The sequence below is a fragment of the Gluconobacter sp. ESL1110 genome (assembly GCF_058107395.1).
The window spans coordinates 59,930-73,701 of record NZ_JBYLUK010000003.1 but is presented as its reverse complement, the minus strand read 5'-3'; the positions used below and the strand labels follow the sequence as shown (position 1 = coordinate 73,701).

Genomic DNA, 13,772 nt, shown 5'->3' with positions numbered 1-13,772 from the left:
GATGGTAGCCACATGCAATTCCCGTACTGTCTCATCTGCCGTCCTTTCTTTTAAGGCTTGCAGGATTAGGGTGCTGGGGTGTTTTGGCCGCGTATGTCGTGCTGTCCCGTGTGCGTCGTCATGTCAGGATCTGGCGCTACACGGTTGAAATTCCCCGGACTGGCATTGCGATTTCCCAGATTGCTGTCAGTGCGGCCGATATGGCGGCAACAGCCTTGATCGCATATGCCGTCCTGCCTCCACTCCCACCGGAGGCGCATTTTGGTTTTGGTACATTTCTGGCCATTTATATTGCGTCTTACACGGCTGGATTGGTTGCCAGTGTGCCTGGTGGGTTAGGTGTTTTCGACAGTGCCATGTTGCTGGCGCTGCGCCCCTACCTCCCTGTTCCGGAAATCATGAGCGCCATTCTGGTGTTCCGCCTGTTTTATTACATCATTCCGCTTGTGCTGGCGGGCTTGATGTTTGCAGGGCATGAACTGTTTCTGCGTGGCGAGCAGGCGCTCGTGTCAGCGGGGCAGGCACCGCGCCGTATCCGGCCGAGTCAGGTGGTGCGAGAGTCTGAAGCTGATTTCTCTGTCACAGTTGCAACAAGCGTTCAGGCTGTCGCAGGTATTCTTCTGGTTCTCTATGCTCTGGCGGCTGAATTGCCGCCCCTTCACACCTCACTGGGCGCGGCAGTCTTCCAGATTGCGGATCTTTTTCTGACTGTCAGCGGTGTGGCTTTGGTTGGTCTGGCGCTGGGACTGTCTCAGCGCGTGGCACTGGCATGGAAAGTGTCGCTTGGTGTTCTGGGGGCGTCCGTTGTTCTGCTGGTGCTGCGCCATGCACCATGGGAGGCACCGGTTGCACTTGGGCTGGTAATGTTGCTGATCGCGCCGTTCCGGAACTGCTATTATCGGCGTGCACAAATCCTTGTCGCGCCCTTGACGCCTGCCATGCTTGCCCCGGTGTCGCTTTGGGCGCTGGGCTTGCTCGGCGTGGGATGGGTGGCGTTGCAACGTCATCTCGGTCCTATCTGGTGGCGTTCAATGATTTACGACGCACACACAGCGATCGGACGCTGGTTTCTAGCCATTTCTGCGCTGTGTGGGCTTTTCGCGCTCTGGTTTGGAATGCGCCGGACGCGCATCCGCTTTGAAGCGTGGAACTCAGAAAATGAGCAGCGTTATCGCAGTCTTCCGCACGCCTTGCAGGAACTGGGACGTCGTCGGCCAAGTGGACTGCTGCATGATGAGGCTGGCCGTGCCGCCATTCCATTCCTTCGTACGGGGCAGTTTATCATTGGTCTGGGCGATCCGGCTGGTTCGGAGCGGAACTGTATTGCTGCGATCTGGCGATTGAGAGATCTAGCCCTTCAGGAGGGACGAAAACTTGCGTTTGTCCGTGTTGGTCAGTCTCTCATGGCCGTCTATAATGATCTCGGATTGACAGTTTGCCCGGATGGGAAGGCTGGAACCATCTGCTGTTTTTCTGAGGATTATCGCATGATCCGGGCGTTTCTGAGTGGAGAAGAACGGCAGGCTCGCAAGAAGCGGTCGGCAGGACGTCCTGAAGCGGCTTCAGGCACCGTAAGTTCATGAGTTTGCCGCCAAGTCTGGGTAATGCGGTCAACAGTTGGTTGATTGCTTTCCCGGCACTGTTCTCGATCATCAATCCGCTTGGTGCCTCCTTGATTTTTGCTCAGGCGACACAAGGGCGGACGCGGAAAGAAGTTATCGAGCTGGCACGGCTTGTGGCTCTTAACTCTCTTGCGATCCTTCTTGTCTCCATCTGGTTCGGAAGCTGGATTCTCAGTTTTTTTGGTATTAGCATGAACGCACTGCGGATAACGGGTGGGCTGGTGGTGGCCTCTCGTGCCTGGGTCATGTTGCAGCAGCCGGAAACAAGTGAGGCCCGTAAAGAGAAGCAGGCTTTGCAGGGTGGCCGAACTGTCGCTGCGCCTGATTTGAAAGAGCGTGCATTCTTTCCGTTGGCCATGCCCTTTACGGTGGGGCCGGGGAGTATTTCAGTCGCGATTGCCCTGAGTTCGTCCTGCCCGCCGCATATGCCGGTGCCAGATTATTTTATGGGTGTCTCTGCGGCAGCAACGGCCATGGGCATTGTTGTCGCGGTAGCTTACGCCTATGCGGAACGCATTGTTTCCATGCTGGGCGTGACGGGGGCTCGGATTGTCAGCCGTCTGGCGGCGCTTATCCTTCTGGCTATCGGCATCCAGATCCTGATTTCCGGTGTTCAGGGCTTTCTGGTCGATACCCTACGGCTTGCTCATCACTGAGAGCCAGAATGGCCTGCACCTTTTCGCGAAGGGCAGGAATGACCTCTTCCTGAAACCAGGGTGCTTTCTTTTCCCATACCCCTGTTCTCCATGACGGGTGGGGCAGGGGGAAGTAATTGTCGGGTAGATAATCCCGAAAATTCCTGACCCGTTCTGTGACAGAGCCTTTTCCTAAGATATGATGTTGTGAGTAGCTGCCGACCAAAAGGGTAAGTTGTAAAGCTGGCATTAGGGAGAGGACCCGATTTCGCCAGATTGGCGCACATTCCGGGCGTGGCGGACAATCCCCGCCTTTGGGTAGGCGCCCGGGGTAGCAAAGGCCCATTGGGAGAATGGCAACGTGCTGTGTGTCGTAAAAGACATCTTCCGTCAGGCCAAGCCACTGTCTCAGCCGAACGCCTGACGGATCCATGAAAGACGTATTCTTGAAATGGGCCTTCGTCCCTGGCGCCTGACTGGCGATCAGCAGTCGCGATGTTGCAGAGACATGGATGAGAGGTCTCGCGCCAAGCGGAAGATGATTTTCGCAGACGCGACAGGCACGGACCTCCTGAACCAGAGCAGTCAATCGGTCTTGTGTAGTGGGATTGGAAATCATTCATCCTCAGGAAGAAGTGGCATGTCGGGGTGCCAGGCATATTCGGCGCGGGCAACATAGACATGCTGATCGTACCCACGCAGACTTTCAAAAAGCGTAACGTGGTGAACAGGCATTGGCTCACTTCTGAAAAGATTATGTCTTTGAACCCACCGGACCGCATCGGCACGCTGGGTCGTCGCAAGGTGGCCGAGAGTTATGTGAGGTTGAAAGCGTCGTTTGGCAGGTGAGCAGCCAGCCTTGCGAAGCACGCTTTCAACCTGCGTCTGAAGCGTATTGAGAGCTTCAGATCGTTCGATACCGATGATCAGGCTGTCAGCCGTCATTCCTTCCCGGAGACCTGCTCCTTGAAATGAGACGTCAAACGGTTTCCAGGCCAGCCTGGAAAGGGCGAGATCAATCTCGTCCATGACATAGCGATCTGTAATTTCGCCGATAAAGCGCAGGGTTAAATGATAGTTCTCGGACGGAACCCACTGCACACCAGGCAATGACCCTCTGAGAAGAGCGAGCGCTTCGCGCTGGGCGGGGGAGAGGTCGAGTGCGACAAAAAGTCTCAAGAGGCTCGTTTCCCGGACAAATAGAACACAGATATGAAGGGTCTTCTTGACCGTGCAGTGAAAAGCCCCACATTCAGGGAAAGTACGGGCGAGCTTTCAAGGTTCGTCAAGCGCCCTTTTTGAAAGGGCCTTTTACTGGAAAAGGTATCATGGCTTTCAATTCCAATTTCGGCAGGGCCGGTACGCAGGCAGGGGTCGGCAGTCTTGATGCCGGTCTTCGTTCCTACATGTGCCGCGTCTTCAACTGGATGGCGATCGGCCTCGTCGTAACGGGGCTTGTTGCTTATGGCGTCGCAGAAACATCTTTGCGGGCGCTTTTCTTCCATCTGGCAGAAACGCCTAATGGCGCATTCGTTTTGCGGCCGACCTTTCTTGGTGGTGTCGCAATTTTTGCCCCTCTGGCATTTGTGATGGTGCTGTCCTTCGGGATCAATCGCCTTTCACGGTCTGCTGTTCAGGCAATCTTCCTACTGTTCAGCGCAGCGATGGGCGCAAGCATGTCCAGCCTGCTGTTGAGCTATACGGGCGTTTCGGTGGCCAGAACATTCTTTATCAGTGCTGTCATGTTCGGCGGAATGGCGCTGTGGGGATACACGACGGGAGCGAACCTTCTTCGACTCGGTTCCTTCCTGTTCATGGGCCTGATTGGCATCATGATTGCGATGGTTGTGAACATCTTCCTGCATAGCGCACCGCTGGCTATGCTTGTTTCTCTAATCGGTGTGGCTCTTTTTACTGGCCTGGCAGCCTACGATACGCAACGCATCAAGATTAACTACCAGCAATATATGTCTTTCGCGTCGCAGGATGATATTGGGAAGCTTAGTATTTACGACGCGCTTTCCATGTATCTCAATTTCGTGAACCTGTTTCAGTTTCTTATTCAGTTCACAGGCGTCCGTTCCAGTAATAGCGACTGATATTACCTTTCAACTATTTTTGATGTTTCTGGGGGAGTGGCAGTCAATGTCGCTCCCTTTCTTGCTCCCTTTCTTGTTTTTGGACTAAAAAGGTCTTGAATTATTTTCGACTTATTCGAATTGGTTTACATTAAAAAACTGTAATTTTCAGACTTAATAAAAGTCGTAATTAGATCAAATGTGGCGAAAAACAGCCATTTATAGGGTTGTCGGGGATATGCCCTATTCCTCACGAAATCCGTGATAAGCCTTGTCTTCCGGTCGATTCAGGCAGAAAAAACCTGAGGAACCGGGACAGTCGTGTCCCATGCTGAATGAATTTCAGGGTCGGATCTTTGATCCGGTTCCTGACGTCAGGATACGAACGAGAAAGGCAGCAGACTATGGCAGCGTTCGGCAGCTCTGATGCGGCCCTTATCGTGTCAAACCGTTTCCCGGCGAATACTCCATGCCGGAACGGATGATGAAAGCAGGACCGATGAAAAAACTCTGGCGATATCTCCCAGCGTTGCCGGCGCTGATGCTATCGGGTTGCACGGTTGATCTGCTTCAGCCGCGCGGTCCGATTGCAGAAATGAACCGCGACGTCATGGTGGCTGAATTTGCCATCATGATGGCGATTGTGGTTCCGACCTGTATCGCAACGCTTTACTTTGCTTGGAAGTATCGTGCTTCCAATACCCAGGCCGAATATCTGCCGACCTGGGATCACTCAACGAAGATTGAGTATGTCATCTGGGGCATTCCTGCCCTGATCATCGTCGCTCTTGGCGCGATCAGCTGGTACAGCACCCACGCCTACGACCCGTACCGCCCCCTTCAGACGGCTGACAACGTCAAGCCACTGAATGTTCAGGTGGTCTCTCTCGACTGGAAATGGCTGTTCATCTATCCGGATCTGGGGATCGCGACGATCAACCAGCTGGATGTTCCGACGAACACGCCGCTGAACTTCCAGATCACTTCTGACACTGTCATGACGTCGTTCTTCATCCCGCGTCTGGGATCAATGATCTACTCCATGCCGGGTCAGCAGACGCAGCTGCATCTTCTTGCCGCTGAGTCCGGTGATTATCTGGGTGAAGCCTCCCAGTTCAGTGGTCGCGGTTTCTCTGACATGAAGTTCCGTACCCTTGCCATGGCACCTGAAGAATTCAGCGCCTGGGTTGAGAAGGTAAAGAGCGGCAGCGAAAACCTCGACGACACGACTTATCCGAAATATGCCGCCCCGCAGGAAGCTGCGCCGGTGCAGTATTTCGCGCATGTCCAGCCAGACCTCTTCGACGGCATCGTCGCCAAGTATAACAATGGCATGATGGTTGAGAAGACGACGGGTAAGGTCATGCATATGCAGTCCGCTTCCAGCGCTGCACCGTCCGACACTGGCATGAAGGAATAACCGACAGATGCTCGGAAAACTCTCCCTTTCAGCCATACCCTTTGATGTGCCGATTCTGGTCGGTACATTTCTGGCTGTGGCTGTCATCGGCCTTGCCGTGCTGGGTGCCGTTACTTATTTCGGTAAGTGGGGTTACCTGTGGCGCGAATGGTTGACGACAGTCGATCACAAGCGTCTTGCCGTGATGTATATCATCCTGGCAATCGTCATGCTGTTCCGTGGTTTCGCGGACGCCATCATGATGCGTACCCAGCTTGCGCTGGCCTATGCCGGTAACCCCGGTTACCTTCCGCCACACCACTACGACCAGATCTTCTCCGCTCACGGCACGATCATGATTTTCTTCATGGCCATGGCGTTCATGACGGGGCTGCTCAACCTGGTGGTACCTCTCCAGATCGGTGCACGCGACGTTGCGTTCCCGTTCCTGAACTCGCTCAGCTTCTACATGACGCTGGTCGGCGCCCTTCTGATCAATATCTCGCTGTTCATCGGTGAGTTTGCTCAGTGCGGCTGGCTGGTTTACCCGCCACTGTCCGAAATGCAGTTCAGCCCGGGCGTTGGCGTTGACTACTACATCTGGGCCGTTCAGATCTCCGGTGTTGGTACGCTTCTGACGGGTGTGAACTTCTTCACGACCATCGTGAAGATGCGCGCTCCTGGCATGGGCTGGATGCAGATGCCGGTCTTTACCTGGACTGCGTTCTGCACGACCGTTCTGATCATGGCTTCGTTCCCGGTTCTGACCGTGACGCTGGCTCTGCTCAGCCTCGACCGTTACCTTGGCATGCACTTCTTCACGAACGATGCCGGCGGTAACGTCATGCTGTATCTGAGCATGATCTGGACCTGGGGCCATCCGGAAGTTTACATTCTGGTCATCCCGGCTTTCGGCGTGTTCTCTGAAGTTACCTCAACCTTCTCCCGCAAGCCGCTCTTCGGCTACAACACGATGGTTTACGCTACGTGCTCCATCATGGTGCTGTCGTTCGTCGTGTGGGTGCATCACTTCTTCACCATGGGCGCAGGCGCCAACGTCAATACCTTCTTCGGTATCATGACGATGGTCATTGCAGTCCCGACTGGCGTGAAGATCTTCAACTGGCTGTTCACCATGTATAAGGGACGTGTTGAATTCACGGCTCCGATGTACTGGACGATCGGCTTCATGATCACCTTCTCCATCGGTGGTATGACAGGTGTCATGCTGGCTATGCCGGCCGCTGACTGGATCCTTCACAACTCCCTGTTCCTGATCGCCCACTTCCATAACGTCATCATCGGCGGTGTGTACTTTGGCTACATTGCAGGTATGGGTTTCTGGTTCCCGAAGGCCTTCGGTTTCAAGCTGAATGAAGCCTGGGGTAAGCGTGCGTTCTGGTGCTGGTTCGTTGGCTTCTATCTGGCCTTTGTCCCGCTCTACATCCTCGGCCTCGAGGGCATGACGCGTCGTATGAACCACTATAACAACCCGGACTGGTATCCGTGGATGCTGGTTGCAGAAGCTGGTGCGATCGTGATCGCTCTGGGTATCGTCTGCCAGCTCACGCAGCTTTACGTCTCCATCCGCGATCGTAACCTGCCGGAAAACCTGGATCTGACGGGCGATCCGTGGGGTGGCCGTACGCTGGAGTGGTCCATTTCTTCTCCGCCGCCGGCTTATAACTTCGCAGTGATCCCGGACATCCATGGTCTGGACACGTTCCACACCGAAAAGCAGCTTGGCCGTCGTGCACATAACAAGCCGCTGGCTCCGATCCACATGCCGAAGAATACGGCTGCGGGTGCCATCATCGGTGCGTTCTCGTTCATCCTCGGCTTTGGTGCCATCTGGTACATCTGGTGGATGGCAGGTCTTGGCCTGATCGGTATTGCCGTTACGATGATCATGCGCAGTGCAAACCGCGATGTCGATTACTACGTCCCTGTCAGCGAAATCGAGCACAACGAGGAAGTTTATTCCCGTCGTATCGCCGCTGCTCAGGCAGCAGAGTAAGGGGGGCATAGTTAATGGCTCACGAAGCAACCATGTCGCCTCTGGCACACGCTGACGACCACGGTCACGAGCATCATCACGAGACGCCGAATGTTTTCGGCTTCTGGCTCTACCTGATGACGGACTGTGTCCTGTTCGGTTCGATCTTTGCTGCGTTCGCAGTCCTCCGGAACCAGTTTGCCGGGGGGCCTTCGGGCAAGGAACTGTTCGACCTGACGAATGTGGGGATCGAAACGGCAATCCTGCTGTTCTCATCCATCACTTATGGCTTTGCCTCGATCAATGCGATTGCAAAGAACAAGACCATGGTGCTGGTCTGGCTGGCCATCACGTTCGTGCTGGGTCTGTCCTTCGTTGGTCTTGAAGTGAGCGAGTTCTCACACATGATCGCTGAAGGTAACGGTCCTGACCGTTCTGCATTCCTTTCCGCGTTCTTTACGCTGGTTGGAACGCACGGTCTGCATGTTACCTGTGGTCTGATCTGGATGGCAGTTCTGATGGTCCAGATGATGGGCCCGCAGGATCTGTCCCAGCGGATGATGGACAAGCTGACCTGCCTCAGCCTGTTCTGGCACTTTCTGGACATCGTCTGGATCTGTGTTTTCTCCTTCGTCTATCTCGCAGGTGTGATGTAATGGCCCAGGCACATACAACCCACGATGGTAGCCACGGCTCCTATCAGTCCTACATCATCGGGTTCGTTCTTGCGGTCGTTCTGACTGTTGCGTCTTTCGCAGCAGTCATGACCCACGCACTTGCTCCCGGGATGGCACTGGCCGCTCTTGGTGTGCTGGCGGTCGTTCAGATCGTTGTGCATCTGGTGTTCTTCCTGCACCTGAACACCAGCCGCGAGCAGAGCTGGAACCTGATGTGCTTCATCTTCGCAGCAGCATCAGTGGTCATCATTATCGGTGGTACGCTGTTCATCATGCATGACACGGCCATCAACATGATGTCCCGCTAAGATCCTTTACGGATCAAAGCTGAAGAAACCGGCAGGAGAAATCCTGCCGGTTTTTTTTGTGTCTGCCTGCCTTGTGATGCATCTGCTGTTCAGCCCAAGAACCGATCGCAGATTTCAGGCGGCTGGGCGGACGTATCTGAGGTATTGCCCATAAAAAAAGCCCAGCACATTGTGCCGGGCTTTGAACCTTCCGTTGAGAGAAGGGTTCAGTCCTTGTGAGGTGCCTCGGAAAGCATGGCTGCCTTGCCGGGCTTGTCTTTCCATTCTTCCGCATCGGCCGGCTGTTCACCCTTGCGGGTAATGTTCGGCCACTGGGCTGCGAATTTGGAGTTGATCTCAATCCATGGGGTGGCGCGGTTGTCGCTGTCTGGAAAAATGGCTTCAGCCGGGCACTCAGGTTCGCATACGCCGCAGTCAATGCATTCGTCCGGGTTGATGACGAGGAAATTCTCTCCGGCATAGAAGCAGTCTACGGGGCAAACTTCCACGCAGTCCATGAACTTGCACTTGATGCAGTTTTCCGTGACCACATAGCTCATTGGTGTCTCCGATCCTCATTCGGGCCCGGCTGTGCGGCCCATTTTTCAATTGTGCGGGAAGATATGCGAAGGATTGGCTTAGGAAGCAAGCTTCTTAGGCTCTTCTTTAATGATCTCGTATAGCAGGGATGCTTCTTTCGCGGGGCCGCGACGTTCCCCAAGGTCCAGAATACGCCAGACCCGCACGTCTTCACTGGGGTTCGTGGGGGGAAGCGTCAGCACATCTCCCACACGAAGTTTGGCATGAGGTTTGCTGGTTGGTTGCCGGTTCACGCGAATACGCCCCTTACTGACGATCGCTGCGCAGAGAGGGCGCGTTTTGGCGAGCCGGGCGTAATAGAGCCACTGGTCCAGGCGCTGATAGTCATCACTCATGGGGTAGATCGTTCTCTTAAAATAGCGAGAGCAGCAAAAGGACTATCCTGTCGGACAGCAGTCGGTCGGCTGGTGCGTTGACCCGAAGCTTTAGGCCTCCTGCGGCCCGCACGGGTACGCCGATCGGAAAGGATCATGAGGGGAGCGGGTGGTCCTGCGTGAGAAGGGCTGGCAGCCGACGGGGGGCGGTGAGCAATCCCGAGAGCCGTCAAAATTCCCGGAACCATGTCTGTTTTTACACCGAACCGTGAGGCCAGACCCGCAGGAGCAGGGTGATCCTGCTTACGGGTCAGATGCTCCAGTTCCGCGACGCTGCGTTCTGCAATATCAAGCCTGATCCCGGTCTGTCCGGCCTGAAGCCAGCCCGGCACGCCTGCGACAAGGTCCCAGGGAAGCGAGACCCGACCTGGAGCCGGTATGGCGAGAGACTCGCCAAGACGAAGTTGTGTCAGGAGCGTCATGAGACCAAGGGGGCGAGGACGCAGAAGGGCAGGGAAGAAAATGGCAAAGCGGCCGACTTCTACGCCGATCTTGCGCAGGGAGCGTTTGGCTTGTTGTGGCAACATTCTGTCAGTGGACAGAAGGCTCGTGATGCCGCCGTCTTCATGGAGACGGTGAACGATACCCCTGAGGTCTGGCTGGTTCGTAACGGCCTGTTCTGCCTTGAAGAGAATGGCCATATCCCGCTCGATCATTGTCCGCACATAACGGAGCAGCCTGTTCTCGACCTGATTGCGCTGATTGGTATCTGAAAATTCTCCAGAAAACAGACGTACGGCCGGTTGAAGGAATGTCTTTCCAGCAATCAGCTTACCGAGCGCGATACCTTCCCAGGAGAGAAGGCCCGTTTCAGTATCCAGAGAGAGGGCACTGTCAGGTGCCTCCTGAAACAGGCGGACACGGCGGGGGATTTCCTGGAGCAGAGCCTTCCGGCCTGCGCGCATGATAATCTGGTGATCGGGGCCGCCTGTTGTATCGGCCTGCAACGCAAAGCCCCGGATTTTTCCGATGCTGTGGCCTTCAACGATCACATCTCCATCCGTTGTGACGGCAGAAAGAATGTTCCGATCTGTCTCTGCATCAAGGCGGCGAAGCAGGGATGTTGCCCGCCTGTCCACGAAGCGTGCCGTCAGACGCTCGTGAAGGGCGTCGGATAGAAGGTCTTCCACTTCGCGGGCCCGTTGCTGCCATGTGGCGGAGTGACGGCTCCACTCCGTTCTGGCGGCCACGTAGGAGCAGACGCGCACGCCGGTCAGGCGGTGCATCAGGGTGTCGATGTCTCCGTCAACGCGTGCAAAGCCCTTGATGTGGCCTTCCATCCAGTTGGCCGGGACGGCGCCTTCCTTGAGGATATGCAGGAAAAGGCGCGCGCAGAGGCGGGTGTGGCTGTCATCCCCGAGTTTGCGGAAATCGGGGATCTGGCACACTTCCCAGAGCAGGGATGTGGCGCGACGTCCTTTTGCGACCTCCCGGATTTCTGGATCGAGGACGAGGGATTCGAGAGTTGTAACGTCTGATGCTACCCGGCCTGCGGTCAGGCCACGAAACGGCGGCGCGACGGTCAGGCTGGCGAGGAGGGCGCGTGGGTTGGTGAAATCCAGCTCGTGGTTTCGCCAGTAGAGTCTTTGGATCGGATCGAAGCGATGCTGCTCCACGGCTTCGATGGTGGCGGCAGACATGGGTGGGCAGTCCGCCGTGGTGCCGAAGGTGCCGTCCTTCATGCCACGCCCAGCACGCCCGGCGATCTGCGCGATCTCCTGCGGAAACAGCGGGCGGGGGGAGGTGCCGTCGAATTTGGAGAGCTGGGCGAGGGCAACATGGTCCACATCCATGTTCAGCCCCATGCCGATCGCATCGGTGGCGACGAGGTAATCGACTTCCCGGTTCTGGTAGAGTTCGACCTGTGCGTTGCGTGTGCGGGGGCTCAACTGCCCCATGATGACGGCACATCCGCCTCGGCGGCGGCGAATAACTTCCGCTAGTGCGTAAACCTCAGCCATGGAGAACGCGACGATCGCGGAGCGGGGTGGCAGACGTGACAGCTTGGTCGGGCCGGTGCTGACCAGGCTGGACAGGCGCGTCCGGGTGTCGATCTCGATGCCTGGAACCAGCTTCTGAAGAAGGGGGCGAATGGTTTCAGCACCGAGGAAGAGCGTTTCTACCGTGCCGCGGGCGTGCAGGAGTCGGTCCGTGAAGATATGTCCACGGTCCGGATCGGAGGCGAGCTGGATTTCATCGACGGCGACGAACTCGGCTTTCCGGTCCAGCGGCATGGCTTCTACTGTGCAGGCGAACCAGCGGGCCCCGGGAGGAACGATTTTTTCCTCACCGGTAATGAGGGCGACGGACCGCTCTCCCTTGGCTTTCACCAGCCGCTCATAGTTTTCCCGCGCCAGCAGACGCAGCGGAAAGCCGATGATGCCGGAGGAATGAGCCATCATGCGCGTGAGGGCATAATGCGTCTTGCCGGTATTGGTTGGACCCAGCGCCGCACGGACGCTTGCCGGCATGATATGATGAGCGGAATGGTTACCGCGGTGAGCACCCGTCATGTCTGAATGGTCGGGTGCCTGCGGAACAAAAGCAAGCGTTCGGGCCTCAAGGTTCGACACTTTTCAGGAAAGAGGTTCATGAGTTTTCATATTCAACTCCCTTTCGTGTCCGTTTCTGATGCTCCGGCACCTCGGACAGTCCATCTGGTGCGCTCTCAGGACACGGAAACGGTTGATCGTCTGCTGGGAGAGCACGGCGCTTTTCTGAAGGCGCAGGGCTTTGCGTCCCGTGACGGCGCGTTCACGCTTCTGCCGGGCGAGAACGGAGCGGGTGCGGCTCTGCTCTGTGTTGATGAGGGGAGACTGAATGATCCGACCGCTTTCGGTCTGCTAGGAACAGTTCTTCCTGCCGGTGACTGGCTTACTGTCCTGCATGGGGTTGAAGACGGCGTTCAGGAGATCGCGCTCCTAGGGTTCGCAATGGGAGCCTATCGCTATCGTGTGGGTCAGGATCAGGACGCTGCGACGCGCATGGTGGTCCCGGATACTATTAAAACAGCAAGTGCCATTGCGAAGGCCACCTGGTTCGGTCGTGACCTTATCAACACGCCTGCCAATCTTCTTGGTCCGAGAGATCTCGCCCAGTCTGCCTACCGGGCTCTGGACGGGCGAGGCGCTGAAGTGCGCATTGTCGAGGGCGATGATTTGAAGGTGGCTTACCCTTGTCTGGCTGAAGTCGGCGAGGGATCTGAGCGCAAGCCTGCTGTTGTCGTTGCACGTTGGAAGGCGCGGGAAGGTGCGCCGCGTCTGTCACTGGTCGGGAAAGGTGTCTGCTTTGATACGGGCGGGTACGATCTGAAGCCTGCGGCCGGAATGCTGCGCATGAAAAAGGATATGGGCGGTGCGGCTCTGATGCTGGCTGTCATGTGTGCGGCGATTGACCTGAAGCTCGATATTGATCTGGAGCTTCGACTGGGCTGCGTCGAGAACAGTGTGTCCGGCCATGCCATGCGTCCAGGGGATGTTCTGAAGACGCGCAGTGGTAAGTTTGTGGAGATCGGGAACACAGATGCGGAAGGGCGTCTGGTGTTGTGTGATCTGATAACGGAAGCCTCTGAAAGCGCTCCGGATTACATTGTGGATGCTGCAACCCTGACCGGCGCTGCGCGCGTAGCTCTCGGTCCCGACCTTCCGGCTGTGTTCAGCAACAGTGATGAACTCGCTCAATTACTGCTCGAATCGGGTCTGGATACTGCGGATGCTTTGTGGAGATTGCCACTCTGGCATGGCTACGACGCATGGCTTGATAGTAAAATAGCCGATCTCGGAAATATAACGTCAAAACCGATGGCAGGGGCGATTACGGCTGCTCTCTACCTTCAGCGGTTTGTTCCGGACGGACAAAAGTGGCTCCATATAGACACTTACGCTTGGAATGACGCGAATTCACCAGGTCGTCCGGAGGGGGGAGAGACCCTCGCGCTTCGTGCGCTTCTTAAAATGATTGCAAGACTGGGCAGGTCTTCGTGAAGTGAACAACCAGACTACGGGATGATCCTTAACGAACCGTAATATGATTGTCTTAAAACTATGGGGTGTAAATCTGCGTCTGATAGGGCATACGGCCTTCCATGTTCGAAAGCTGCTATTC

Annotated in this window: 13 protein-coding genes; 8 read left to right on the top strand and 5 right to left on the bottom strand. The window is 56.1% G+C overall.

The window, feature by feature from the left end; translation table 11 throughout:
• Positions 1–83: 83 nt before the first annotated feature.
• Both AC3B6F_RS01285 and AC3B6F_RS01280 read left to right on the top strand, forming a co-directional pair.
• A complete protein-coding gene (locus tag AC3B6F_RS01285) occupies positions 84–1,583 on the top strand; it encodes a lysylphosphatidylglycerol synthase domain-containing protein (RefSeq protein ID WP_489823127.1) in 1,500 nt (499 codons plus the stop codon).
• Positions 1,580–2,278 carry a MarC family protein gene (locus AC3B6F_RS01280; protein WP_010502831.1) on the top strand — a complete coding sequence of 233 codons (699 nt, stop codon included), beginning with the start codon at positions 1,580–1,582 and terminating at the stop codon, positions 2,276–2,278. The genes AC3B6F_RS01285 and AC3B6F_RS01280 overlap by 4 nt, the downstream gene beginning before the upstream one ends.
• Here the strand turns inward: AC3B6F_RS01280 and AC3B6F_RS01275 are convergent.
• Positions 2,205–2,876 carry a uracil-DNA glycosylase family protein gene (locus AC3B6F_RS01275; protein WP_489823125.1) on the bottom strand — a complete coding sequence of 224 codons (672 nt, stop codon included), beginning with the start codon at positions 2,874–2,876 and terminating at the stop codon, positions 2,205–2,207. The genes AC3B6F_RS01280 and AC3B6F_RS01275 overlap by 74 nt on opposite strands.
• Positions 2,873–3,436: an RNA 2',3'-cyclic phosphodiesterase gene (thpR, locus tag AC3B6F_RS01270; protein ID WP_023945287.1), complete on the bottom strand. Its 564-nt coding sequence runs from the start codon at positions 3,434–3,436 to the stop codon at positions 2,873–2,875. Before thpR ends, AC3B6F_RS01275 begins: the two co-directional genes overlap by 4 nt.
• Positions 3,437–3,585: 149 nt before the next feature.
• On the opposite strand from thpR, the gene AC3B6F_RS01265 reads away from it, so the two are divergent.
• The 5 genes from AC3B6F_RS01265 to cyoD all read left to right on the top strand — a co-directional run bounded on the left by AC3B6F_RS01265 (position 3,586) and on the right by cyoD (position 8,715).
• Entirely contained in the window at positions 3,586–4,356 is a 771-nt protein-coding gene (locus AC3B6F_RS01265) for a Bax inhibitor-1/YccA family protein (RefSeq protein WP_062023798.1), read from the top strand.
• A gap of 460 nt (positions 4,357–4,816) precedes the next feature.
• Complete coding sequence (gene cyoA / locus AC3B6F_RS01260; RefSeq protein WP_034881193.1) at positions 4,817–5,755, top strand: ubiquinol oxidase subunit II; 939 nt, start codon at positions 4,817–4,819, stop codon at positions 5,753–5,755.
• A 7-nt stretch (positions 5,756–5,762) separates the two neighbouring features.
• Positions 5,763–7,751 (top strand): cytochrome o ubiquinol oxidase subunit I, encoded by a 1,989-nt coding sequence (gene cyoB / locus AC3B6F_RS01255; RefSeq protein WP_023945293.1) that lies wholly within the window; start codon positions 5,763–5,765, stop codon positions 7,749–7,751.
• A 14-nt stretch (positions 7,752–7,765) separates the two neighbouring features.
• Positions 7,766–8,386 carry a cytochrome o ubiquinol oxidase subunit III gene (cyoC, locus tag AC3B6F_RS01250; protein ID WP_211567379.1) on the top strand — a complete coding sequence of 207 codons (621 nt, stop codon included), beginning with the start codon at positions 7,766–7,768 and terminating at the stop codon, positions 8,384–8,386.
• Positions 8,386–8,715 (top strand): cytochrome o ubiquinol oxidase subunit IV, encoded by a 330-nt coding sequence (cyoD, locus tag AC3B6F_RS01245; protein WP_010502846.1) that lies wholly within the window; start codon positions 8,386–8,388, stop codon positions 8,713–8,715. The genes cyoC and cyoD overlap by 1 nt, the downstream gene beginning before the upstream one ends.
• 206 nt (positions 8,716–8,921) lie before the next feature.
• On the opposite strand, the gene fdxA is transcribed toward cyoD, so the two are convergent.
• From fdxA to AC3B6F_RS01230, 3 genes are all read right to left on the bottom strand, one after another.
• Positions 8,922–9,254: a ferredoxin FdxA gene (fdxA, locus tag AC3B6F_RS01240; protein ID WP_010502849.1), complete on the bottom strand. Its 333-nt coding sequence runs from the start codon at positions 9,252–9,254 to the stop codon at positions 8,922–8,924.
• A 78-nt stretch (positions 9,255–9,332) separates the two neighbouring features.
• A complete protein-coding gene (locus tag AC3B6F_RS01235) occupies positions 9,333–9,629 on the bottom strand; it encodes an RNA-binding S4 domain-containing protein (protein WP_489823122.1) in 297 nt (98 codons plus the stop codon).
• Positions 9,626–12,241: a helicase-related protein gene (locus tag AC3B6F_RS01230; RefSeq protein ID WP_489823120.1), complete on the bottom strand. Its 2,616-nt coding sequence runs from the start codon at positions 12,239–12,241 to the stop codon at positions 9,626–9,628. Before AC3B6F_RS01230 ends, AC3B6F_RS01235 begins: the two co-directional genes overlap by 4 nt.
• 18 nt (positions 12,242–12,259) lie before the next feature.
• Here AC3B6F_RS01230 and AC3B6F_RS01225 point away from each other — a divergent pair, with 18 nt between their 5' ends.
• A complete protein-coding gene (locus tag AC3B6F_RS01225) occupies positions 12,260–13,651 on the top strand; it encodes a M17 family metallopeptidase (protein ID WP_489823118.1) in 1,392 nt (463 codons plus the stop codon).
• Positions 13,652–13,772 lie beyond the last annotated feature (121 nt).